The organism is Chitinophaga oryzae, assembly GCF_012516375.2.
Taxonomy (GTDB): domain Bacteria; phylum Bacteroidota; class Bacteroidia; order Chitinophagales; family Chitinophagaceae; genus Chitinophaga; species Chitinophaga oryzae.
Map to the genome: position 1 here is coordinate 1,679,799 of NZ_CP051204.2, position 22,204 is coordinate 1,702,002.

The 22,204-nt window shown below is 51.6% G+C and carries 19 protein-coding genes and 3 tRNA genes; 9 read left to right on the plus strand and 13 right to left on the minus strand.

Annotation, left to right across the window (positions count from 1 at the left end; translation table 11 throughout):
* Positions 1–87 precede the first annotated feature (87 nt).
* Entirely contained in the window at positions 88–747 is a 660-nt protein-coding gene (locus HF324_RS06995) for a metal-dependent transcriptional regulator (protein ID WP_168810813.1), read from the minus strand.
* Between the two features lie 129 nt (positions 748–876).
* Here HF324_RS06995 and HF324_RS07000 point away from each other — a divergent pair, with 129 nt between their 5' ends.
* A complete protein-coding gene (locus tag HF324_RS07000; protein ID WP_168810815.1) occupies positions 877–1,854 on the plus strand; it encodes a DUF4174 domain-containing protein in 978 nt (325 codons plus the stop codon).
* Between the two features lie 142 nt (positions 1,855–1,996).
* Here the strand turns inward: HF324_RS07000 and HF324_RS07005 are convergent, their stop codons facing one another.
* From HF324_RS07005 to HF324_RS07025, 5 genes are all read right to left on the minus strand, one after another.
* A complete protein-coding gene (locus tag HF324_RS07005; protein WP_168810817.1) occupies positions 1,997–2,932 on the minus strand; it encodes a phosphate/phosphite/phosphonate ABC transporter substrate-binding protein in 936 nt (311 codons plus the stop codon).
* An 89-nt stretch (positions 2,933–3,021) separates the two neighbouring features.
* Positions 3,022–3,096 (minus strand) — tRNA-Val (locus HF324_RS07010).
* Between the two features lie 32 nt (positions 3,097–3,128).
* Positions 3,129–3,203: transfer RNA gene (locus HF324_RS07015), tRNA-Val, on the minus strand.
* Between the two features lie 36 nt (positions 3,204–3,239).
* Positions 3,240–3,314, minus strand: a tRNA-Val gene (locus tag HF324_RS07020).
* A gap of 192 nt (positions 3,315–3,506) precedes the next feature.
* Positions 3,507–5,669, minus strand: a complete 2,163-nt coding sequence (locus tag HF324_RS07025; RefSeq protein ID WP_168810819.1) for a cation:proton antiporter — start codon at positions 5,667–5,669, stop codon at positions 3,507–3,509.
* Positions 5,670–5,837: 168 nt separating this feature from the next.
* Here HF324_RS07025 and HF324_RS07030 point away from each other — a divergent pair, with 168 nt between their 5' ends.
* The 4 genes from HF324_RS07030 to HF324_RS07045 all read left to right on the plus strand — a co-directional run bounded on the left by HF324_RS07030 (position 5,838) and on the right by HF324_RS07045 (position 9,001).
* Complete coding sequence (locus HF324_RS07030; RefSeq protein ID WP_168862182.1) at positions 5,838–6,146, plus strand: ATP-dependent Clp protease adaptor ClpS; 309 nt, start codon at positions 5,838–5,840, stop codon at positions 6,144–6,146.
* Between the two features lie 15 nt (positions 6,147–6,161).
* Entirely contained in the window at positions 6,162–6,803 is a 642-nt protein-coding gene (aat, locus tag HF324_RS07035; RefSeq protein WP_168810823.1) for a leucyl/phenylalanyl-tRNA--protein transferase, read from the plus strand.
* A 56-nt stretch (positions 6,804–6,859) separates the two neighbouring features.
* Complete coding sequence (locus HF324_RS07040; protein WP_168810825.1) at positions 6,860–7,468, plus strand: DinB family protein; 609 nt, start codon at positions 6,860–6,862, stop codon at positions 7,466–7,468.
* Positions 7,469–7,585: 117 nt separating this feature from the next.
* The gene (locus HF324_RS07045) at positions 7,586–9,001 is read left to right on the plus strand and encodes an MFS transporter (protein WP_258539449.1); all 1,416 of its coding nucleotides are present in this window, start codon (positions 7,586–7,588) and stop codon (positions 8,999–9,001) included.
* 8 nt (positions 9,002–9,009) lie between these two features.
* On the opposite strand, the gene mtaB is transcribed toward HF324_RS07045, so the two are convergent.
* On the minus strand, positions 9,010–10,218 hold the full coding sequence (gene mtaB, locus HF324_RS07050; protein WP_246269447.1) for a tRNA (N(6)-L-threonylcarbamoyladenosine(37)-C(2))-methylthiotransferase MtaB: 1,209 nt from the start codon (positions 10,216–10,218) through the stop codon (positions 9,010–9,012).
* A gap of 170 nt (positions 10,219–10,388) precedes the next feature.
* Here mtaB and HF324_RS07055 point away from each other — a divergent pair, with 170 nt between their 5' ends.
* The 3 genes from HF324_RS07055 to priA all read left to right on the plus strand — a co-directional run bounded on the left by HF324_RS07055 (position 10,389) and on the right by priA (position 14,475).
* Positions 10,389–10,838 carry a DUF4258 domain-containing protein gene (locus HF324_RS07055; RefSeq protein ID WP_168810831.1) on the plus strand — a complete coding sequence of 150 codons (450 nt, stop codon included), beginning with the start codon at positions 10,389–10,391 and terminating at the stop codon, positions 10,836–10,838.
* Between the two features lie 425 nt (positions 10,839–11,263).
* A complete protein-coding gene (locus HF324_RS07060) occupies positions 11,264–12,037 on the plus strand; it encodes a lysophospholipid acyltransferase family protein (protein ID WP_168810834.1) in 774 nt (257 codons plus the stop codon).
* Positions 12,034–14,475, plus strand: coding sequence for a replication restart helicase PriA (gene priA / locus HF324_RS07065; RefSeq protein WP_168810836.1), 2,442 nt, complete (start codon positions 12,034–12,036; stop codon positions 14,473–14,475). The genes HF324_RS07060 and priA overlap by 4 nt, the downstream gene beginning before the upstream one ends.
* On the opposite strand, the gene HF324_RS07070 is transcribed toward priA, so the two are convergent.
* Both HF324_RS07070 and HF324_RS07075 read right to left on the minus strand, forming a co-directional pair.
* A complete protein-coding gene (locus tag HF324_RS07070) occupies positions 14,476–16,449 on the minus strand; it encodes a hypothetical protein (protein WP_168810838.1) in 1,974 nt (657 codons plus the stop codon).
* A 14-nt stretch (positions 16,450–16,463) separates the two neighbouring features.
* A complete protein-coding gene (locus HF324_RS07075) occupies positions 16,464–17,120 on the minus strand; it encodes an NAD(P)H-binding protein (protein ID WP_168810840.1) in 657 nt (218 codons plus the stop codon).
* A gap of 210 nt (positions 17,121–17,330) precedes the next feature.
* On the opposite strand from HF324_RS07075, the gene murB reads away from it, so the two are divergent.
* Positions 17,331–18,344, plus strand: a complete 1,014-nt coding sequence (murB, locus tag HF324_RS07080; protein ID WP_168810842.1) for a UDP-N-acetylmuramate dehydrogenase — start codon at positions 17,331–17,333, stop codon at positions 18,342–18,344.
* Positions 18,345–18,443: 99 nt separating this feature from the next.
* Here the strand turns inward: murB and HF324_RS07085 are convergent, their stop codons facing one another.
* The 4 genes from HF324_RS07085 to HF324_RS07100 form a co-directional block, all read right to left on the minus strand.
* Complete coding sequence (locus HF324_RS07085; protein WP_168862184.1) at positions 18,444–19,406, minus strand: YpdA family putative bacillithiol disulfide reductase; 963 nt, start codon at positions 19,404–19,406, stop codon at positions 18,444–18,446.
* 13 nt (positions 19,407–19,419) lie between these two features.
* The gene (locus HF324_RS07090) at positions 19,420–20,118 is read right to left on the minus strand and encodes a type 1 glutamine amidotransferase (protein WP_168862185.1); all 699 of its coding nucleotides are present in this window, start codon (positions 20,116–20,118) and stop codon (positions 19,420–19,422) included.
* Positions 20,119–20,200: 82 nt separating this feature from the next.
* Positions 20,201–21,052: a class I SAM-dependent methyltransferase gene (locus HF324_RS07095; RefSeq protein WP_168810848.1), complete on the minus strand. Its 852-nt coding sequence runs from the start codon at positions 21,050–21,052 to the stop codon at positions 20,201–20,203.
* A 176-nt stretch (positions 21,053–21,228) separates the two neighbouring features.
* Complete coding sequence (locus HF324_RS07100) at positions 21,229–22,188, minus strand: YeiH family protein (RefSeq protein WP_168862186.1); 960 nt, start codon at positions 22,186–22,188, stop codon at positions 21,229–21,231.
* Between the last annotated feature and the right edge of the window lie 16 nt (positions 22,189–22,204).

A 22,204-nucleotide genomic window follows, 5' to 3' on the forward strand; every position in this document is an offset into this window, starting at 1 on the left:
AATTACGAATTACGAATTACGAATTACGAATTACGGCTGACGAAGGAGTCCGCATTCGTAATTCGTAATTCGTAATTCGTAATTTTTTTAAACAGGTCTTACCATGATATTTTTAGCTACCTGCTCACTGATGGTGAGGGCAGGCAGGTGTTTCATTTTGATTTCGATGGAATTGTCATACTCGTAATGGGCGACGATCTCCAGCTGGGTGCCGAGGCGGATGCCTTTGGCGTTGAGGAAAGCCAGCAGGGCGACCGACTGGTCCGTGACGGCCGTTACCACCAGCCTTTTGGCGTTGGCCTGGTCCAGCGATGTCTGCGGGCGCGGTTTGGCCATTCTGCCGTGAGCGTCGGGGATAGGGTCGCCGTGCGGGTCTACGGTCGGATTACCGAGGTAGTCGCTCAGGCGGTCAGTCAGCTTTTCGCTGCGCACATGCTCCAGCTCTTCGGCCAGCTCATGCACCTCCTCCCAGCTGAAAGCCAGCTTGTCTACCAGGAAACATTCCCACAGCCGGTGGCGGCGCACAATCTGCAGCGCCGTTTTACGGCCCTCCGCAGTGAGGGTGATGCCTTTGTATTTTTCATAATCTATCAGTTGCTTTTCTTTTAGTTTCTTGGCCATATCCGTTACAGAAGCCGGTTTGGTATCCAGTTCATACGCCAGTCCGTTGGTGGTAACCGCCGTATCCCCTTCCTGGAGCTTGTAAATGGCTTTCACGTAGTTCTCTTCTGCAATAGATAAGTTCATATCGTCTAAAATATTATTTAGACAAATCTAAATAATTTTGTTGAACTTTTCCTCATCCGGTATGTTTTTTGATTTTAGCTGCGCACATATAAAAATTATATCTAACTTTTCGCCCTGAATCAACTTTGCATGAAGCGTTACCTGTTATTATTATTGACAATTGGTGCACTGGCAGCCTGTAAATCCAACAAGAAACCTGGCAAAGGCGCTAATGAGCCGATGACATTTGAAGACTTCCAGGAACTGTTTACACCCGGAACATTACCGTATAAACTGAATGCAGACTCCCTGCAGCTGAAAATGGCCGACTCGCTTGCGGTGGGAGCTGCTGACGTGAGCCGCTTTCTCACCGACACCCTCACCCAGGGAGATTATGGCAAAACGGAAAAAGTAAAGCTGTTCCCGCTCACCCGCATCCCGGGAAACGTGACCAACTACATGGTCATGAAAGCGGTAGGCCGCACACAGACAACCGGTTATCTTTGCATACTCGACAAAAAAGGAAAATACCTGAACCGCTTGCGTATAGCCAACACCGGTAGTGCCGACGGTACAGTTATTTCCACTTCCATCGATACTAAAAATGTGATCAAAATCAGCTCGGAAAAAAAACTGAGCAGCAGCAGCACTGCCCTGAGAGAGGATTTTTATGCCGTGGGTAAAGATGGTATGGTGCAGCTGATCATGACCAACTCCAATGGTCCCACCACGCCCGGACAAATCTTCAACCCTATTGATACACTGCCGCGCAAGCATAAGTTCTCCGGCGATTACACTTCCGGCGACATGAGCCTGATCTCCATCCGTGACGGGGAAGACGCTAAAACTTTCCAGTTCTTCATCACCTTCTCTAAAAATAATGGTAGCTGTAAAGGTGAACTGAGCGGAAGAGGACATTACATTGCAGGTAACAGAGGCGAGTTTAAAGACAAGGAATCTTCCTGTGGCATCGCCTTCCAGTTTTCCGCCGGCAAGGTAACTATCCGCGAGATAGGCGGTTGTGGCGCTTACCGTGGCATCAAGTGTTTCTTCGAAGGAAACTATGTGAAAAAAGCAGAGAAGGGTTCCCGCAAAGGCGCCAAGCAGCAAAGCTCTCAAAGATTATAACAAGCGGGCAAAGAAAGCAAAGGAGCGGAGATCAATTCGATTTGATCTCCGCTCCTTTGCTTTCTTATTTAAACTTAAAAAAATCTTTGCGCTCTTTGTTGCTTTGCGCCTTTGCAGGAACCCCACGCGCCTGCGGGATACTTCACATAACCCCAAACTGCTCCAGTATTTCTTTTACCACTCCGGGGGTGGACTGTACATTCAGGAACCGGTAATAGGAGGCACGGGTAACGGGCTTAAACGCCGTGGCATATCTGGCTTCCGTCCATCCGGCTTTGATGGCATCGAAGGCGGCTGGCTGTTGCTGATGTAATTGCAGCAGCGCACGGACCACCTGCGTTTTATGTTTTTGTTTCATATCAGCACGCAGCAATACCGGGCCCAGCGGAATTTCGGCTGACGACCAGAGTACTTTGACAGCAGCTGCTGCGGCCGGATTGTCTTTGCGCAGGGTGGCATATTCTTCTTTACCCAAAGCGGCAAACTGGTATTGCCCGTTGATCACGCCTTCCAGCGCGCTTTTGTGATTGCCGGTATAAACGATGTCGGAAAAAACAGCTTCCGGGCTGGAGATACCGGCGCCGCTAAGTGCGAGGCGGGGGATGAGATTGCCGGAAGTGGAACCTTTGTTGACAAAGGCGAACGTATTTTTTCCTTTTACCGCTTGCAGCGAGCGGATATCGGTGCCGGCAAAGTCGTGCCGGGCCACGATGCAGGACTTGTAGTGGTCGCTGGCCGTGTCCGGTGGAAACTGCAGGGATACGGTGGGTGTATAGTGTTTTTGTGATTGCTGGTCATACAACAGGTAGCCCATGGTGCTGATAAAAGCGATGTCCACTTCCTGTTTGGAAAGGCCGGTTATCAGTTGTTGAACTGAAGGGTAGCTCATTACCTTGACAGGGTTGCCCAGCTGTTGCTGCAGTGTGAGGGCCAGTGGTTGCAGGTTGGCGGTCCTGGTGTTGGTGCTGTACTGGTAGGTGGCCAGTACCAGTGTATCGCGGGATGGCTGTCCTGCGGCAACGGTGGAATGGAAGCTGCCGGTGATCAGCAGTGCTGTCAGCCACATAAGCTGTTTCATATGTACTTATTTATAAGTGGGGATGTGTGTGGCGAAGGTAGGTATTAAAACAAAAAAGCCAGTCAGTAGAACTACTGAATGGCTTTGTGTGGGAGCTACTGGATTCGAACCAGTGACCCTCTGCTTGTAAGGCAGATGCTCTGAACCAGCTGAGCTAAGCTCCCGGGAAAAAGATCTTTTAAATAACGATGAAGTGTGGGAGCTACTGGATTCGAACCAGTGACCCTCTGCTTGTAAGGCAGATGCTCTGAACCAGCTGAGCTAAGCTCCCTAAAAAAGATCCTTTCAATAATTCAAAAAACGGAAGTGGGAGCTACTGGATTCGAACCAGTGACCCTCTGCTTGTAAGGCAGATGCTCTGAACCAGCTGAGCTAAGCTCCCTTCTTTTTTGTTTACCACCGAGCCTTTCGTTCGATGGGATTGCAAAGGTATAAACTATTTTTATTCTACCAAATATTTTTTCAAATATTAGGAAGGAGGATGCTTCAAACCCTTTGTATTAAAGGGTTTGAAGCGGGTGAAAAATATTTATCGTTCCTGATATGAATGATGAATTGTATACATAATGTACGATTATGACCCTTTGTTTTTGGGCCCTTTGAAGATGCGTTTGAAGGCTTTTCCGAGTTTGTTCAGATTGGCCAGTTGTTCCTGTATCGGCGCGAGGGTAAGGTCGTCTGGCTGCAGTCCGGCTTCGAGGTAATCAATTTCCGTTTGTTCCGGATACAACAGGATAACATTATTGTCTTTAAAATGACGGCTTACTTTCGCCGGTATATTCTCCAGGTACGCATGATAGGAGAGGGTGCCTTTGCGGGCCGTCACCACTACCACCAGGTCGTCGCGGGTCACTTCACGGGAGAGGATAAGGAAGTCTTCGATGGTGTCGAAGGGTTTGAAAGTGACTTCCACGCTTAGTTTGGACTGGGTGATGAAAGCTTCCGTGACCGACTTCGTCCGGGTGTTGGAAAACACCAGCAGTTTGGCGCCGGCCTGTTTGGCCAGCAGGAACATTTTCTGCAGGTAGTGCAGGAAGCCCAGTTCATATTCGGTATTAGGCGGCAGTACGAGCACCATTTTTTTGGTGGTGCTGAGCGGGTGCAGGAAGTTGCACACATATACGGTTTCCCATACGCTCTGCAATACGTTGTCCATGGTGGTACCGAAGATATTTCCGAAGAGGCGGTCGGTGGTGCTGGTTTTGTCTGTCCAGCCCAGGATCACGTCGCTGATCATCAGTTCTTTGGCGGCGCGGGCGATGCCATCGGACACGTTGAGGTCGATGCGGGTGACTACCTGCACATTGCTTTCTGTGGCGGCTGCATGGATTACGGCTTTTTCCATCATTTTGTTGGTGAGATGGATTTTGTCGCGCGCTTCTTCGTTGTCCTGCACCACGGCCAGCGGATAGATGGGCGTAGGCACCTTTGCGTCTTTGATCATGACGGCGAAGTCCAGCAGCGCTTCAATCTTTTCCGGGTTGGAGACGGGCACCAGTATACGTTCCGGCTGGTCCGGCAGTTCAGGCTTCTGTTCTGCTTCCTGGAGGGCCAGGCGGCGGCCGGCGTTTTCGGTCACGAAAGAGCCTACCAGGCAGGTAATGAGGATGAGCACTACGGTGCCGTTGAGCACGTGTTCATCTACGATGCCCATATTAAAACCGATGAGGATCACGGCGATGGTGGCGGCAGCGTGGGCGCTGCTGAGGCCGAAGATCACGTTCCGTTGGGTAGGGCTGTATTTAAAGATCAGCTGCGTAAAGAATGCGGCGAACCATTTGCTGCTGAGGGCCATGATGGTGAGGGCGCCGGCAATGATGAGCGCTTCAGGCCCTTTCAGCAATACGCGGAGGTCTACCAGCATGCCCACGCTGATGAGGAAGAACGGGATAAAGAGGGCGTTGCCCACAAATTCGATACGGTTCATCAGCGGCGAAGTATGCGGGATCAGCTGGTTGAGGGCCAGGCCGGCGAGGAATGCGCCGATAATGCCTTCCACGCCTGCCAGTTCCGCAAGGAAGGCAGCGGCGAACACGAGGGCCAGTACAAAGATGAAGTGGGAGGTTTTATCGTCCTTGATCTTCTTAAAAAACCAGCGGCCCAGCATGGGCATCAGCCAGAGGATGATGAGCGCGAATATCGTCAGTGAAATGCCCAGTTTCACCCAGAAATACGTATTGAGGTTGCCTGCCTGCGCCCCGGTAATAATGGCCAGGATCAGCAGCACGGCGGTATCGGTAATGATGGTGCCGCCCACGGCCACGGTCACGGCTTCGTTTTTGGTGATACCGAGCCTGCTGGCGAGCGGATAGGCTACCAGCGTATGTGTGGCGAACATGCTGGATACCAGCAGCGTGGCCTTGAAGTTAAAATGCAGCACATAGGTGCACACCACAAACCCCAGCGCCAGGGGAATAAAAAAGGTCAGGCCTCCAAACACCATACTGCGGTACCGGTTCTTGCGGAACTCCGTCATATCCAGCTCCAGGCCGGCGAGAAACATGATGTACAGTAAGCCCGCCTTGCCAAAAAGATCGATACTGCCTTTTTCAATCACGCCAAACCCATGCTCGCCGATAGCCATACCGGCGAGTATCAGCCCGATAATACTGGGGATACGGAACTTGCGGAGAATAATCGGGGCCAGCAGAATAATGAACAGTACCAGCGAGAAAATGGGTACCGGATCTTTCAGCGGCAGATGGGTATCCATCAATAAAACCAAGCTATGGACCATATAACACATTGTTATTTTGTTTATTATCTGGTTACCATTCCGGCGCCAAACAGCGGGGTGAAACAGCAAATATGAAAATAAACAAATCTTAAATAATCATTTCTCTGGGTCAAATATGAATAAATTAACGAATAATCCATGTAATTTTGCGTAAAGCTTTATTTAAAAATGAGCGAAAGAACTAATACACAGGTATTTACGGAAGAACTGGAGGACGTGCTCGTAGCAGAAGACGAGCAGTTTCCCTTCAGCCTGGTCGTGTGGAATGATGATGTTAATACCTTCGATTGGGTGATCGCTTCCCTGATCGAAGTATGCGGCCATACCCACCAGCAGGCGGAGCAATGCGCCCTTATTATTCATCATAACGGTAAATATGCTGTAAAGGAAGGGGAATACACCAAGCTGCGCCCAATGTGGGAAGCGCTGGTAGAAAGAGGTATCAGCGCCACTATCGAAGAGATGGCGGACAGCTAACCGATTTTATTTTCCATGCCCGTTTTCCGTCTCAATAAAAAACAACTGCTTTTCCCTCCGGTACATCTCGCTGAGCCGGATGGCCTGCTGGCCGTGGGCGGCGACCTTTCCGCGGAGAGACTGCTGCTGGCATACCGCTCCGGTATTTTCCCCTGGTTCGACGAACGTCCTATTCTCTGGTGGAGCCCCGATCCCCGTTTCGTATTGTTTCCGGCCGACCTGAAAGTGTCTTCCAGCATGAAACAGGTGCTGCGCCGCAACCAGTTCCGTATTACCTACAATGCCGATTTTCCCGCTGTCATCGCCCGATGCAGCCGTATTCCCCGCCCCGGGCAGGACAGCACCTGGATCACCGATGAGATGCAGGAAGCCTATATCCGCCTGCATCAGGCAGGATACGCCATGTCCGTGGAAAGCTGGATGGATGACGAGCTCGTAGGCGGCCTCTATGGCGTCAAAATAGGAGACTGCTTCTTCGGTGAGTCCATGTTCTCTGATGTGAGCAACGCTTCCAAAGCGGCTTTTATCACTTTTGTACAGGCATACGCACATGAATTGAAGCTGATCGACTGCCAGGTGGAAACGGAACATCTCGCCTCGCTGGGAGCAGGTTTCATCCCGCGCGATACTTTCCTGGAACTGATACAAGTGCCCTGATTTTTGTAGCTTTGTGGTGGCTTACCGACCCCATTTCTCCACCTAAACTTACTGCTATGAAAAAAGTGCTTTTATCTTTGGCCGTAGTACTGTTTTCGGGTTTTATCCTCCCGCCGCTGCATCCCGCAAAACATGAAGACAAATCCCTGTTGATCCAGCAACTCAAAGACTCTAAAGACCAGCTGCTGAAGAGCATCGCAGGGCTGACAGACGCCCAGCTGGAATTCAAACCGGCGCCCGACCGGTGGTCTGTCATCGATTGTGTGGAACATCTTACCATCATCGAAAAACTGATGATGGACGCGGAAAAAAAACTGGTGACCCAGCCTGCCAATCCCCAGCGTAAGAAAGACCTGAAATTTACCGATGAGAAATTGCTGCAGATGATTGAAGACCGCAGCCAGAAACAACAAACACCACCCATGGGCATGCCCAAACACAGTTATGCCGCGCCGGCGGACGCCATCAACGCTTTTGTGGCACAGCGTGACCAGCTGACAGACTACGTCACCAACACCAACGATCAGCTGCGGGAGCATATTACAGACGATCCCAACCTCGGTACAGTGGATGCCTACCAGCTGTTACTGTTTAATGCCGCCCATACGATGAGGCATATCAAACAGATCGACGAAGTGAAGGCTGACCCGGGTTTCCCTAAATAGGGAAGCCCCTCAGGCCGGTGTATGTGGCATTATCATTGAACCCTCTCTGTATCTTTTTTCAACAGCATTATGTGGAAACCTGTTGCAAAGCTCACTGAGCAGGATACGGAGAGGGGCATGAAACTCGTTATCGGCGACGGCCTTGCGGCCGAAGTGATGACAACGCTTACCAGCGGCGCCTTCCTGGTCGCTATGGCCCTGATGTTAGGGGCCAGTAATCTACAAATCGGGGTGTTGTCGGCGTTGCCTACTTTCACCAATATTTTTCAGCTGATATCTATCTGGCTGGTAAGGCGCTCGAATAATCGTAGGGCCGTGACCGTTATCTGTACCATCGTGGCGAGGATACCGCTGGTGGTGATCGGGGTGATACCGCTGCTTTTTCCCGGCGCTGCCAGTATACATTTCCTGATCGTTTTCCTGTCGTGCTTTTATTTTTTCGGTTCGCTGGCCGGCCCCGCCTGGAACGCGTGGATAAAAGACCTGGTGCCGGAATCCATGCTGGGCAGTTATTTTTCGAGGAGGGGCAGTTATACCCAGACACTGAACGTGGTGCTGAGCCTGGCGGCGGCCCTGGGCGTGGATTATATCCGCAGGCAGTATCCGCAGTACGAGCTGGATACATATTATTTCCTGTTTTTGCTGGCCGGCGCTGCCGGTCTGACAGGGGCGGCCATCCTTTCCCGCGCGCCGGAGCCGCAGATGTATATGGACAAGGAGAATGTGTTCCGGCTGTTGAAGCGCCCGTTGTCAGACCTGAATTTTGTACGCCTCCTGGTATTCAACTCTGCCTGGGTGTTTGCCATGAATATCGCGCAGCCGTTTTTTACGGTATATATGATGAAGGGGATGGGGCTTTCGTTGTCTTCCATTACGGTGCTGACGATCATCAGCCAGCTGTTCGGTATTTTTACGATCCGTATCTGGGGCAAGTTTGCAGACCGTTACAGCAACAAGACCATTATCGCCATCAGTGCGCCGTTGTATATCATCAGCCTGATCCTATGGTGTTTTGTGGGCATTTATACAAAGCTATATGCCAATATCATCCTGCTGGTGATCGTGCATATGCTGATGGGTATTGCCAATGCAGGCATCAACCTGTCTATTACCAATATCGGTTTAAAGCTGGCACCTTCCAAAGACGCCATCGTTTACCTGTCTGCCAAAAATATTATTACTGCCGTGTTTTCTGCCCTGGGGCCGATAGCGGGCGGGGTGCTGGCGGACTTCTTCGAACATAAGTCACTTCGTATAGATGCGCAGTGGCAGGGGGAAAAGAGCAGCCTGTTGCTGCACCTGGTGGCGTTGCATGAATGGAACTTCCTGTTCCTCATAGCGGCAGTGATAGCGCTTATCTCGCTGGAGATGCTGATGGTGGTAAACGAGACCGGCGAGGTGGAAAAGAATGTAGTGGTGCGCATTATGCGCAGCAGCATCAAAAACAACCTGAAAGATTACTACCTGATAGGCAATCTCGTTACCCTGCACGACCGTTTCTGGGGATATATATTACGCCGTAAGCCGTCCTGACAGCTGATTTACCGCAGCTCCCAGTCCACCAGCTGGTTTACCCATTCTTCGCGGAAGTGGGTAGTTACCCGGATATAGTTATCGGTATAACCTTCCATCATGCCGTCTTTGCTGTGGCTTTCGAACAGCACCTTGCGGGTTTCGCTGAGATGTTGTTCCTGGAAGAACTGTTGTTTTTTGTGGCTGAGGTTACGCAGTTGTTTGTTGCGTTCATGGCGTACATTGACCGGCACTACGGGTTTGATGTCGAGTGCGGGCGTGTTGGCGCGTTCAGAGTAAGTGAATACGTGCAGGTAAGACACGTCGAGACTGTGGAGGAAGTCGCAGGTGTCCTGGAAATGGGCGTCGCTTTCGGAGGGGAAGCCTACGATGACGTCTACGCCGATGGCGCAGTGTGGCATGAACTGTTTGATCAGCGCCACTTTTTCCGCATACAGTTCGCGGCGGTAGCGGCGGCGCATGAGGCCCAGTATCTCGTTATTGCCGCTCTGCAGCGGTATATGGAAATGAGGCATGAACCGGCGGCTGTTGGCCACAAATTCAATGATCTCATTGGTGAGCAGGTTGGGCTCGATGGAGGAGATGCGGTAACGCTCAATACCTTCCACCTTATCCAGTTCCTGTATCAGTTCGTAAAAAGTTTCTTCTCTTTTTTTGCCGCCGGTGAAGCCTTTGCCGAAGTCGCCGAGGTTCACGCCGGTAAGCACTATCTCCTTCACGCCGCTGGCCGCCAGCTGGATGGCGTTGTCCACCACGCTGGCAACACTGTCGCTGCGGCTTTTGCCTCTGGCCATGGGGATGGTGCAGAAAGTGCAGCTGTAATCGCAGCCGTCCTGTACTTTCAGGAAGGTGCGGGTACGGTCGTTGACAGAATAGGAGGAATGGAAAGTATTGACATCTTCGATGTCGCAGGAGCAGATCTTAGCGCTGTTGCCTTTGGTGAGTGATTTCAGGTGCTCGGTGATATTGAATTTCTCCGCGGCGCCCAGTACCAGGTCCACCCCTTCTATAGAAGCGATTTCCTCCGGTTTGAGCTGAGCGTAACAGCCGGTGATCACCACCATGCTCTCCGGCGCGCGGCGCTGAATACGGCGTACCAGCTGCCGGCATTCTTTATCCGCATTATCGGTCACAGAGCAGGTATTGATCACATACACGTCTGCTGTATTCTCAAAATCCGTCTTGACAAACCCATCCTGTTCCAGTAACCTGCTCAAAGTAGAGGTTTCTGAAAAATTCAGCTTACAGCCGAGTGTATGAAATGCTACTGTTTTAACCTGTTCCATAAAGGATGGCAAAGGTAGGAACTTTTTATGTCATAGTTAGGTAAGTAATTTTAAGTAATTTAGGGCCGCTTTTCTTAAAAGGTGAGTCCCGTTTATTGAATATGAGATCATTGCAAAAGTACCTGCCCGTTATATTACTGGGAATATTATTGTTTGCCGGATGGCATCAGGAATGGTGGAAAGGAAGTGATAAAAAGGCTTCCGCACCCATTACAGACAAGCCTGTGGTAACACCTTCCGGCAGAATGGCTGCCAGTGTATCGGAAGGACTGCTGAACCGCCAGGCGCGTCTGGAATATACTAAACATGCCATTTGTCGGATGGATTGCCGCCATGTGACCCGGGAGGAGGTACAGGAAATCCTGTCCACCGGCAGGATCAACCCGGAAAAATCCAATCCTAATGACCAGCCATGCCCCACCTATGCCCTGGAAGGTTATTCCCATGAAGGGCAGCATCTGCGTATTGTATTTGCTCCCTGTGATCCTCAGCACGCTAAGGTGATCACCTGTATTGACCTGGAGAAAGACTGGAGCTGCAGCTGCGATTAAGGCACGCTCAAGTCTCGCTTAAGTCTCGCAAAGGTGACATAAGACCTGTGTTCTGTTTTTAAGCTCGCAAAGAACCCACCTTATGTTTTATTATCTACTTATTTTATTATTTACTTATTTTTCTTATTTTATAATAGTCAAATAAATAAAATAATAAATAAATGAAATAATAGTCCGCTTAAAGCTCCGCTCCTTTGCGAGCTTAAAAGCAAAACACAGGTCTTATGTCACCTTTGCGAGCTTAAAAGCAAAACACAAGTCTTATGTCTCCTTTGCGAGCTTAAAAACAGAACACAGGTCTTATGTCACCTTTGCGAGACATAAAAGCAAAACGCAGGTATTAAGTCTTCTTTGCGAGCCTTATGCTCCGTTGCGGGAAAAAAGTCGTAGTTTTCCGCCATCATTCACATTTCTACAAGGCGTTTATGAATTTTCTATTGAAACCGTTGCGTGTAATTTATGTTGTGTACGCCGCTATCGTTTTCTTGTCCATCATGTTCCTGATCCTGCCGCCAATTTTCCTGGCGTCTTTGCTAGGAAAGGAAAAAGGTGGAAATATCATCTTTTATTTTCTCCGCTTCTGGGCCCATGTGTGGTTTCCGGCGGTGGGAATGCGGGTTACCCGTAAATATGACGGTGGAAAAGAAAAAGATAAAGAGCCGTGTATCTATGTGGTGAATCACCGCTCCTACCTGGATGCGGCCATCGCGGTGAAAGTGATGCGGTTGCCTTTCCGGCCGCTGGGAAAAGTGGAAATGGCCAAAATTCCGGCTTTCGGTTTTATTTACAAAAACTCTGTGGTGTCCGTGGACCGTTCCAACGCGGCAGCCCGCGCCCGCAGCGTACGCGAGATGATGAGCGCCCTCAAAGCCGGCATCTCCATCCTCGTGTTCCCGGAAGGCACCACCAACGAGTCCAATCAGCCCCTGCGCCCGTTCCACAACGGCGCTTTCCGGATGGCTATTGAAATGCAGATACCTATTAAACCTGTTTTATACGTAGACGCCGGCGACCGGCTGCCGCATACCGGCCCGATGCATCTGAACCCCGGCAAATGCCGTGTGGTATTTCTGCCCGCCATCCCGGTGGCAGGGCTCACCCTCGATGATATCAACACCCTGAAACAACAGACCTATGATATCATGGACAGGGAGCTCAGGAAATACCGCCATTACCCAACATTGCAACCCGTAGGATGAAGTACGCTGATGTAATACTGCCGCTGGCCCTTCCTAAAAATTACACTTATGCAGTCCCTGAAAGCATGGAAAATGCTTTACAGCCGGGAAGCCGCGTGGCAGTACAGCTGGGAAAACAAAAAAAATATGCAGGTATCGTAAAAGCGGTACACGAACAGGCGCCTGCCTATAAGACCAAGCCACTGCTGGATATGCTGGACAAAGATCCGGTCGTATATCCCACACAGTTAGCCTTCTGGTCATGGATAGCCAGCTACTATATGTGCAGCGAAGGAGAAGTACTCAATGCAGCCCTTCCCGCCCATCTGAAGCTGTCCAGCGAAACACTGCTGTTATATAATGACGCCTACGGCGAAGATTTTACCGCACTCGATGACGATGAATACCTCATCGCAGAAGCATTGCATATCCGCAAAGAGTTGCGCATCGAAGAAGTGCAGCTCATCCTCGATAAGTCGGAAGTATATTCCGTGATCAAAAAACTGATCGAGAAAAAAGTCTGCCTGATCTATGAAGAGCTGAAAGAAGTATACCGCGAAAAAAAGGAAAACTTCGTGCAGCTGCATGCAGACTACCATAACGAAGAACAGCTGGCGGCGCTTTTCAATGACATGGGCCGCGCCCCCAAACAAATGGAGCTGTTGCTGGCCTACCTCCACCTGCAGAAAACGGAAGGCAACGTAAAACAGAACGATCTGCTGAAAAAGTCCGGCGCTACTACTGCGCAACTGAAAGGGCTGGTAGACAAAAATATTCTCTGGATTGAGAAAAGGACGGTCGACAGGATCCGTACCAGTAAAGTAGACGCGCAGATCGACTTCAGCCTGAGTCCTTCGCAGGAAGTGGCTTTGCAGGCTATCCGCCGGCATTTTGAAGAAAAACAGGTCACCCTGTTGCATGGCGTAACCTCCAGCGGCAAAACACAGATATATGTGAAGATGATGGAAGAATGCCTGGCCTCCGGCCGGCAGGTGCTGTATCTGTTGCCTGAAATAGCGCTTACCGCGCAGATCATCACCCGGCTGCAGAAACATTTCGGCAGCAGCATCGCCATCTACCACTCCCGCTTCAGCAACAACGAACGGGTGGAGATATGGAACAAGGTAAAGAACGGTGAAGTACAGATCGTGCTGGGCGCCCGTTCCAGCCTGTTGCTGCCTTTCCGCGATCTCGGGCTGGTCATCCTCGATGAAGAACACGACGCTTCCTATAAACAACAGGACCCTGCGCCCCGCTATCACGCGCGCGATGCGGCCATCTATTACGCCAGCCTCTTTAAAGCCAAAGTGCTGCTGGGCTCCGCCACACCTGCGCTGGAATCCTATTTCAACGCCCAACAGGGCAAATACGGGCTGGTAGAGCTCAACGAACGTTTTGGCGGTATACAGATGCCTGCCATAGAAGTGGTGGACATCAAACAGGAGATGGCTGAAAAAACCATGGACGGCAATTTCACCCAGGCGCTAAAAACAGCGATCACCCGGAGCCTCGCGGAGAAAAAGCAGGTGATCCTGTTCCAGAACCGCCGCGGATATGCGCCTTTCCTGCTGTGTACCACCTGCGGCTGGATACCGCATTGCAAACAATGTGATGTATCGCTGACCTATCACCGTAACCAGGACAAGCTGCATTGCCACTATTGCGGCACCCGTTACCCTTACGTGTATACCTGCGAAGCCTGCGGTTCCCAATCGCTCATTCCGAAAAGTTTTGGTACCGAAAAAATAGAAGACGATCTGCAACAGCTGTTTCCCGAAGCGCGTATCGCCCGTATGGACGTGGATTCTATCCGCAACAAGGACAGCCATAATAAAATGATCCGGCTGCTGGAAGAGCAGGAGATCGATATCCTGGTAGGCACCCAGATGGTGGTGAAAGGACTGGATTTCGACAATGTGAACCTGGTGGGCATCCTCAGTGCCGATAGTTTATTGAGTTATCCGGATTTCCGGGTGAATGAGAGAGCTTTTCAGCTGATGGAGCAGGTGAGTGGCCGCGCCGGCCGTAAACACGGCATGGGCAAGGTATTGATACAGGCAAGCAATACAAGGCATCCTGTCCTGCATTTTGTAAAAGAGCACGACTATAAAAGCATGTACGAAGCGGAAATCGCCGAGCGGCAACAGTTTGGCTATCCGCCGTTTTTCCGGGTACTGAAACTGACGTTGCGCCACAAGAACCAGCAGGTAGTAGAGCAGGCGGCGCAGATACTGGCCGGCTGGCTGCAACCGCATCTCGGGGCGCAACTGGTAGGACCGGCCGCCCCGCTGGTGGCCAGGGTCCGGAACAATTACCTGCAGGAGATGCTCATTAAGCTGCCGCGCGACGCTAAAGTGATCGCTCACGTGAAAAATGTGCTGCGCGAGTTTTTCGTACACCTGCTGGCGGAGAAACGTTTCCGTTCGGTGGTCATTGTGCCGGACGTGGATTGCGTATAACTATTGTTTCTTCACCAGTGTCAGCTGCTGTTGCTGTAATTTTTTGAGCCGGTCCAGTATATTTCCCAGCGTTTTTTTGTCTTCCCCTTTCAACTCGCTCTGGCTGTACCATTCAATAATAAAAATGTGCAGCCGGCTATTTTCTTCCTCACATCTCATTTTGAGGCCCAGTATATTGTTATGGGAGATGTCTGCGGTAAAAGCAGACTTGTCTGCCAGGGTGTACCCTGCCGGCAGGTCAATGTGTACCCGCTTTTCCTGGTAATAGGGAAATGCCAGTTGTACGGCGAGGTCGCCTTCCGGCAGCGTGTACTGGTAGTTCTGCAGGCCGGCCAGCAGCTGCCCGATGCTGAGCATGTAGCGGTCGCCGTCCTGGACAATAAGTCCGGGTGTTTCCAGTGTACTGTTGACTATTACGGGTTTGTCGAGCGGCGCGTTGGTAAATTTCTCATTCTGTGCTTCTACAGACACGACGGTGCGGACGGCCGGCATGAAAGGCAGCAGCGCGTTGAAGATATTGTTTCGTAGTTCCGTAGTGGTGGCCTGCAGGAACGCGTTTTTGGCATTGCTGCCGCCATAGCCGCCGAAAGACTGGCTGATTTTCCACACGGGATGGGTAACGGAACTGAGGCTGGCTTCCAGGGTGCTGTTGCTGAAAGTGTAGGCTGGTTGCGGCGTTACGATAAAGTCGGTGAGTACTTTATTTTCTGCCCCTATCAGTGTGTCGCGGCAGCGGAGCGCCAGGGTATTGCCCCACAGTGGCGGATAGCATGGATAACGTGTATTCATTTCCGTAGGCGCCAGTGCCTGCTGTTGTGCAGGAAAATACAACAGGATATTATTGGCCGAGGCACGGTTGACCAGCGCTTTCTGTAAGGGAATGGTGTCCCGCGAAGCGGTCACCAGCAGCTGTACGGGAATGTTGAGCGTGTAATACGCCGCCATCATTAGTTTGATCATCCCGTTCCGGTCTGTTTGTTTGCTGCGGATGATGGTACCCAGGTCAGGCGCCTCGAAGAAGTCGCTGGACGGCCGGAGGCTGTAGTTCGATTTAATATGTTGTTCCACCAGATAAATCAGCTGCGGAACGGGCAGCCGGTATTTCAGGAAGGGCCAGCGGTCCAGCTCTTTTACCAATTGTTTCTGTTCGTTTTTATCTACGGAAACGTAAGGGATATAAATATCCTGTCCGAACTGCTGCCAGGTGAGGCGGGTGGTATCCCTTCCTTCCACGGCGGTGCTCAGCGCAAAATCGATGCGTTGCAGCTGGGGCAGGAAGTAATAGAAGTCGTTGTTTTTCAGTGCCGGCACATCCTGCACCATTACCCCGTGGTAGTGATTATTGCCCGCGATGCTGTCGGTAATGCCGGGAACACCGTTGGCCGCATGGAAGTTGAACTGCAGGTTGCGGGGCGCCACCAGCATAAACCGGATCTGGCCGCTGGCGATGCCGGACTGGAGGTAATCGGCGCCGGCATAATCGAACATCACTTTGAGGCTGAGTTCATATTCCAGTTCCCCGCCGGACTGCACCCGGATGTTATTGACTACCACGGCGGTGCGGCCGTCGCTGAGTTTGAGGGACCTTGTCTGATCGGTCAGGTTGATCATTTTGCCGTCGGGGAGGAGCGAGCGGATACGGAAGCCCCGCAGCAGTTCCCCGTTTTCCAGCGTCAGCGCCAGCTGGGTGAGGCTGTCGGCCGCCGCGGCGGAGTTAATGTGTATTCTTTTGTAAACCGTTTTATAATGGGTGACCGCTTCTGCTTTATCGCGATTGGTGATATTGAAGTCGCGCGCTATCTTATAGCTGGAGATGTAATAAGGTGCTTCCGCTGCCGCGCCGCTAAGGGCCGGTGTTTCGGGCATGGCATTTTCTTTCCAGGTATCAGGATAGTAGTTGTTGATCTGGGCGGATGCGAATACTGGAAAGCCGGCAATGTATATAACGGAGAGGAAGAATATAAGTCGTTTCATGATAGCGAAGGTATCTAAATTCCTAAATTTTGTATGGCATCTGATTCAAAGATGTGAATGCCGGGATCGAACTGTTTGGCGACCCTGACCATGGCATGGGCTACGGTAGCGGCTTTGATGCCCCTGTATTTTTTCCAGCGGCCCTGCAGCAGGAAGTAGAACAACTGGATAAGATACTTACCCAGCCACTCACCGAAGCGGAACTCGTTGCGCTGGCCGATGAGGAAGGAGGGGCGGAAAATATAGGTGCCGACAAATTCCATGGCCAGTATGGCTTCTTCCGTTTGTCCTTTGGTGCGCAGGTAGAAATTGGAAGATTTGGGATTGGCGCCGATGGAAGAGATCATGAGGAACTGCGGGATGTCTTTGCGGCGGGCGATAGCGGCGCACCGGGTGGTGATGCCGTAGTCCACAGCGCGGAAGTTTTCCTGGGTGCCGGCTTTTTTGATGGTGGTGCCGATACAGGAAAAAAACACATCTCCTTCTATGGCGGCTGACAGGCTTTGCTCGTCATCGAAGTCAACGATAATGCTTTCCAGCCCCGCGTGCTGATGGGCCCAGGGCTGCCGTACCAGCACCTTTACCTTACTGAAATAGTGGTCCTGCAACAGCGCAGCTACGAGGTGAGTACCGGTAAGTCCTGTTGCACCGATGACGATAGCAGTTTTCATAATCAATTACGAATTACGAATTACGAATTACGATTCCGGAGCGAACGATAAATTACGATTCGGGCGCTAATTACGATTATAATTCCGGCGCGAATTATGGATTACGAATGGGCGAATCACAAATTACAATAGGAGAATAAGCCCATGTTTGGGTTCCCAATTCGTAATTCGTAATTCGTAATTCGTAATTTCGTATAAAGTTAAGCTATTATGGTATCAGAAAACGTGTTACTGCAACCCTATAATACATTTGGTATTCCGGCGAGGAGCCGTTACTTCGCTTCATTTGACAGCGAGGCGGCGCTGCTGGCATTGCTGGACGAGCCGCGGGCCAAGGGGCTGCCCCGGATGATCCTCGGCGGCGGCAGTAACATCCTGTTTACAAAAGATTTCGACGGGCTTATGCTCAAAAACGACATCAGGGGGATGAAGGTGGTGAACGAAGATAAGGACCACGTATATGTGAAAGCCGGCGCCGGCGAGAACTGGCATGGACTGGTGCAGTACTGCCTCGCCGCTGATATGGCCGGGCTGGAAAACCTGTCGCTGATACCGGGCAATGTGGGCGCCAGTCCCATGCAGAACATCGGCGCCTATGGCGTGGAAATAAAAGATACGTTTCATTCACTGGAGGCCCTGCACCTGGAAGATCGCAGGGTGGTCACGTTTTCGAACAATGACTGTGCTTTCGGGTACAGGGAAAGCGTCTTCAAAAAACAATACCGTAACCAGTTTGCTATCCTGAATGTTACTTACAGGCTCAACAAAGTGCCGCGTTTTAATACCAGCTACGGCGCTATCAACGAAGAGCTGGAACGCATGGGGGTAAAAGAGCTGTCGATACAGGCGATCAGCCAGGCGGTGATCAATATCCGTACGTCTAAACTGCCGGACCCGGCTAAGATCGGGAATGCAGGCAGTTTCTTCAAAAATCCGTCGGTAGATGCGGCGCAATATGAAAAGCTGAAAGCCGCTTTCCCGCAGGTGGTAGCGTATCCGTTGGCCGACGGTCATTTTAAGCTGGCGGCGGGCTGGCTGATTGAACAATGCGGCTGGAAAGGCTACCGCGAGGGCGATGCCGGCGTACATGCCAAACAGGCGCTGGTATTGGTCAACTACGGCCATGCCAAAGGCAGCGAGATCTACGCGTTGTCCCAAAAAGTGGTAGACAGCGTGAAGGAGAAGTTCGGGGTGGAGCTGGAACGGGAAGTAAATATTTTATAATTACGAATTACGAATTACGAATTGAGGGCTGTCTTTTGGAAAGGTTACTAAATAACCGCTCTGTAAGACAGCCCTCAATTCGTAATTCGTAATTCGTAATTATTTCTGAATGGAGTGAATAATTTTTTCTGCGTGATCGCGGGAGTTTTCGATGAACCACACATGGGTGTCCATGCCGCCGCACACTACGCCGGCGAGATAGATATGTGGCATGTTGGTCTCCATGGTCAGCGGATTGTATACCGGTAGTTTTTTGGCGTCGTCGGAGAGTTGGACGCCGGCTTTCTGCAGCAGCCCGAAGTCGGGCTGGTAGCCGGTCATGGCGATCACAAAATCATTGGCGAAAGTGACTTCCCCTTCCGGTGTGGTGATGGTCACTGTAGTTTCGTCGATGCTTTTGACGGACGAATGGAAATACGCTTTGATGGAGCCTTCTTTGATCCTGTTTTCGATATCCGGTTTTACCCAGTATTTCACACGTTTGCCGATTTCACCTTCGCGGATGACCATGGTGACCTGTGCGCCTTTGCGATAGGTTTCCAGGGCCGCGTCCACGGCTGAGTTGTGGGCGCCTACCACCACCACTTTACGGGTAGCGTAGTAGTGCGGGTCTTTATAGTAGTGGGTGACTTTCGGCAGGTTTTCCCCTGGTACGTCCAGCATGTTGGGAATATCATAGAAGCCGGTGGCGATGATGACGTGCCGGGCATGATAGGCCGTTTGGGTGGTGGTGATGAAGTACTCGCTGCCATTGGGCTGTAGCTCCCTTACTTCTTCAAACAGGTTGATGTTGAGGGCTTCCGAAGTAGTCACGCGGCGGTAGTATTCCAGCGCTTCCGGCCGGGAGGGCTTGGGATTGATGGATACAAAAGGGATACCGCCTATTTCCAGTCTTTCAGAAGTAGAGAAGAAGGTCATGTACAGCGGGTAGTTATAGAGGGAGTTGACAAGGCAACCTTTTTCGATGATGACATAGCTGAGCCCTGCTCTTTTTGCGGCCAGTCCGCAGGCTATTCCGATGGGTCCTCCTCCTATTATCAATACGTCGTAAGCAGCGATCATAATGTCTTTCGTTTTATAGTCCGGCCAGGTAGTCCAGCAGCCGGAACATGGTTTGATTGTTTTCGTTGGCCAGGTGCAGGTACTGTTCTATTTTCTCCGGGCTCTGCACAAAGGGGGCGCTGTGTTCAAAGGCGGCGCCGCTGCAGCGTAGTATCTCCAGTATGGCAGCGCTGTTCATTTCCATATGAAACTGCAGTCCGATGATACGGTCGCCGTAGATAAACGCCTGGTTGCTGCAGGCGGCGGAAGCCGCGAAGCGGGTGGCGCCGGCGGGCACATCGAAGGTGTCGCCATGGAAATGGAAGGTGTTGAGGCGGTGCGGCAGCACATTTTCGAGTGGTGCGGCTTGTCCCTGGAAAGTGAAGTCTATGGGAAACCACCCTATTTCCGGTTGCGTATGCGGATATACGTTGGCGCCGAGGGCATGGGCCAGCAGCTGGGAGCCGAGGCAGATGCCCAGTATTTTCTGTCCGCGGGCGATGGCTTCCCGGATAAGGTTTATCTCGGTGAGCATCCACGGATGAATATCCTGTTCATATACGCCCATGGTGCCGCCCATGATGATGAGCAGTTCCGCATCTTTCAGGCCGGTGGTATCGGGAGCTTCATCATACCAGCGGGTATGGCTGGTGGGATGTTCTCCCTGTGCGATCCAGTCGGCTATGCTGGCAAGGCCTTCAAAAGGCACGTGTTGAAAATAGTGGATATGCATGGTCTGTCCTGGTAAATGGTTATCCGAAGATACGTTGCAATCCTGAAGATTGATAACCCGAATTTACCGGCAGGGGGTATGGTTATTTCAGTTCGCTTTTCACTACGCGGAAGTATTCATAGCCTTTCATTTTGCGGCTTTTCTCCCCGAAATATTGCTGGCGGTATTTATCGGCGCCGCCGTCATAACGGACGATCATATTACGTTCATGCATAAACGCGGTGATGTTCCTGGGATCGAGGCCGTAATCCCAGTTTTCACCGGCACGGCGCAGGGTGCTGTTGATCCGGGAGAAACCGCGGAATTGATGCGGGTTTTCCAGCACTGCTTTGTCCGGGTAGGTGACGATGACCTGTGTGCCGGGCGGGAAGCTGCGGATGAAGCCGAACATGGCTTCTGCGTGGCGGGCTTCCAGGTGTGTGGTGAGGTTTTCCCAGAGAAAGAGTGTTTTGTTGTAATGGCGTTGCTGGACGAAATAAGGGGAGATGACATCAGCGAGGTATTGTTGGTTCATGTCCAGTTTCACATAATCCAGGTGTACTGCAGGTGATTTAATCAGTTCCCAGAGACGGCTTTGTTTGAAATGCTGGGTGTCCGGATGATCCACCTCTACAAAGCTGACCGGTTTGCCCACATCGAGGCGATGGGCCCTGGTATCGAAGGTGGCGCTGAGGATGATGATCTGGTTGATGTCATCTTCGCGGACCGCCTGTACCACCATGTCATCAATCAGTTTGGTGCGGGCGATGGCGGCAGTGTGCGTGCCGGGCCATCGAAGCTGAATATAGGCTGCCAGCATTTTTCTGAAAAAAGGAACCCTGCAGCCGGAGATCAGCGTTTGATGGTAACCCGATAAAAAGGCTGCTGCGTACGGATCATGAAATAGCCGCTCTTCAGCTGGTTTGGTACTTTCAATGGCCCGGAACAAAGCCATATAGGTCCCGGACTTGGTTGATGGCGCCTTACTCATAAGGACTTTAACTTGGTGGTTGTGTGGTGAATAGTTTCTTCGGGGGAAGATTCGGTCGTCTATTGGTTATTTTTCACTTGACTTGAATATCAAATATATCGTAAAATAATCAATCTGAGTCCGGGAAAATCACCCTCCTGTTATCTTATCAGTTGTAAGATGGCCACCAGGGCGCCGATGCTGATACATACCCACAGCAGGACGCCCTGCAACAGCGGCTGCCAGCCGATGCCCCTGAAGGCCTGCCGGGTGAGGCCGGCACCGATCAGGAAGAGGGTGAGGGAGAGGGCTGTTTTAGCGCTGTGTACGAGCAGCGGCCCGACGGTGCTGACGGCAGGCACCCAGGTATTGAGCACCATGGCGAGCAGAAAGAGGCCGATGAACCAGGGGACTTTTATTTTACCGTTGCTGTTACGGAAAAGCAGGGTGGTGATAAACGCCACGGGCATAATCCAGAGTGCGCGGGACAATTTTACGGTGGTGGCCACCTGCAACGCTGTTTCGCCATATTTATTGGCGGCGCCCACTACGGAGCTGGTATCGTGGATGGCGATGGCGCTCCATAGTCCGAACTGTTGCTGGGAAAGGCCCAGCCAGTGGCCTACCGCGGGGAATATAAACAAGGCGAGGGAATTGAGCAGGAACACGATGCCCAGCGCTACGGAGATTTGTTTTTCCCCTGCTTTGATCACGGGGGAAATGGCCGCGATAGCGCTGCCGCCGCAGATGGCGGTGCCGCAGGCGATCAGGTGGGAGGTTTGTTTTTCTATTTTCAGCAGCCTGCCGGTGACGAGGCCCAGCAGGAGCGTGCCGGCAATAGAGACGATGGTGAACAGGAAGCCGGCTTTGCCGGCCTGCAGGGCGGCATGGGCGTTCATGCCGAAGCCCAGTCCTATGACGGACAGTTGCAGCAGCCAGTGCGTTATTTTGGGCGTGATGTGTGCAAAAGGATTGCCGGTTGTTTGCGCCAGCGCCAGCCCGAGCAGCAAGGCTACGGGTGGTTGCACCACCGGCAGCAGCGTGGCGGCTGCCGCGGCGATAAAAACTACTTTAGGTAAATGAAGTGCTTCCCTTCTCTGTCCGGTCTTTTGTAATTGCATAGCAGCATTGATTTTT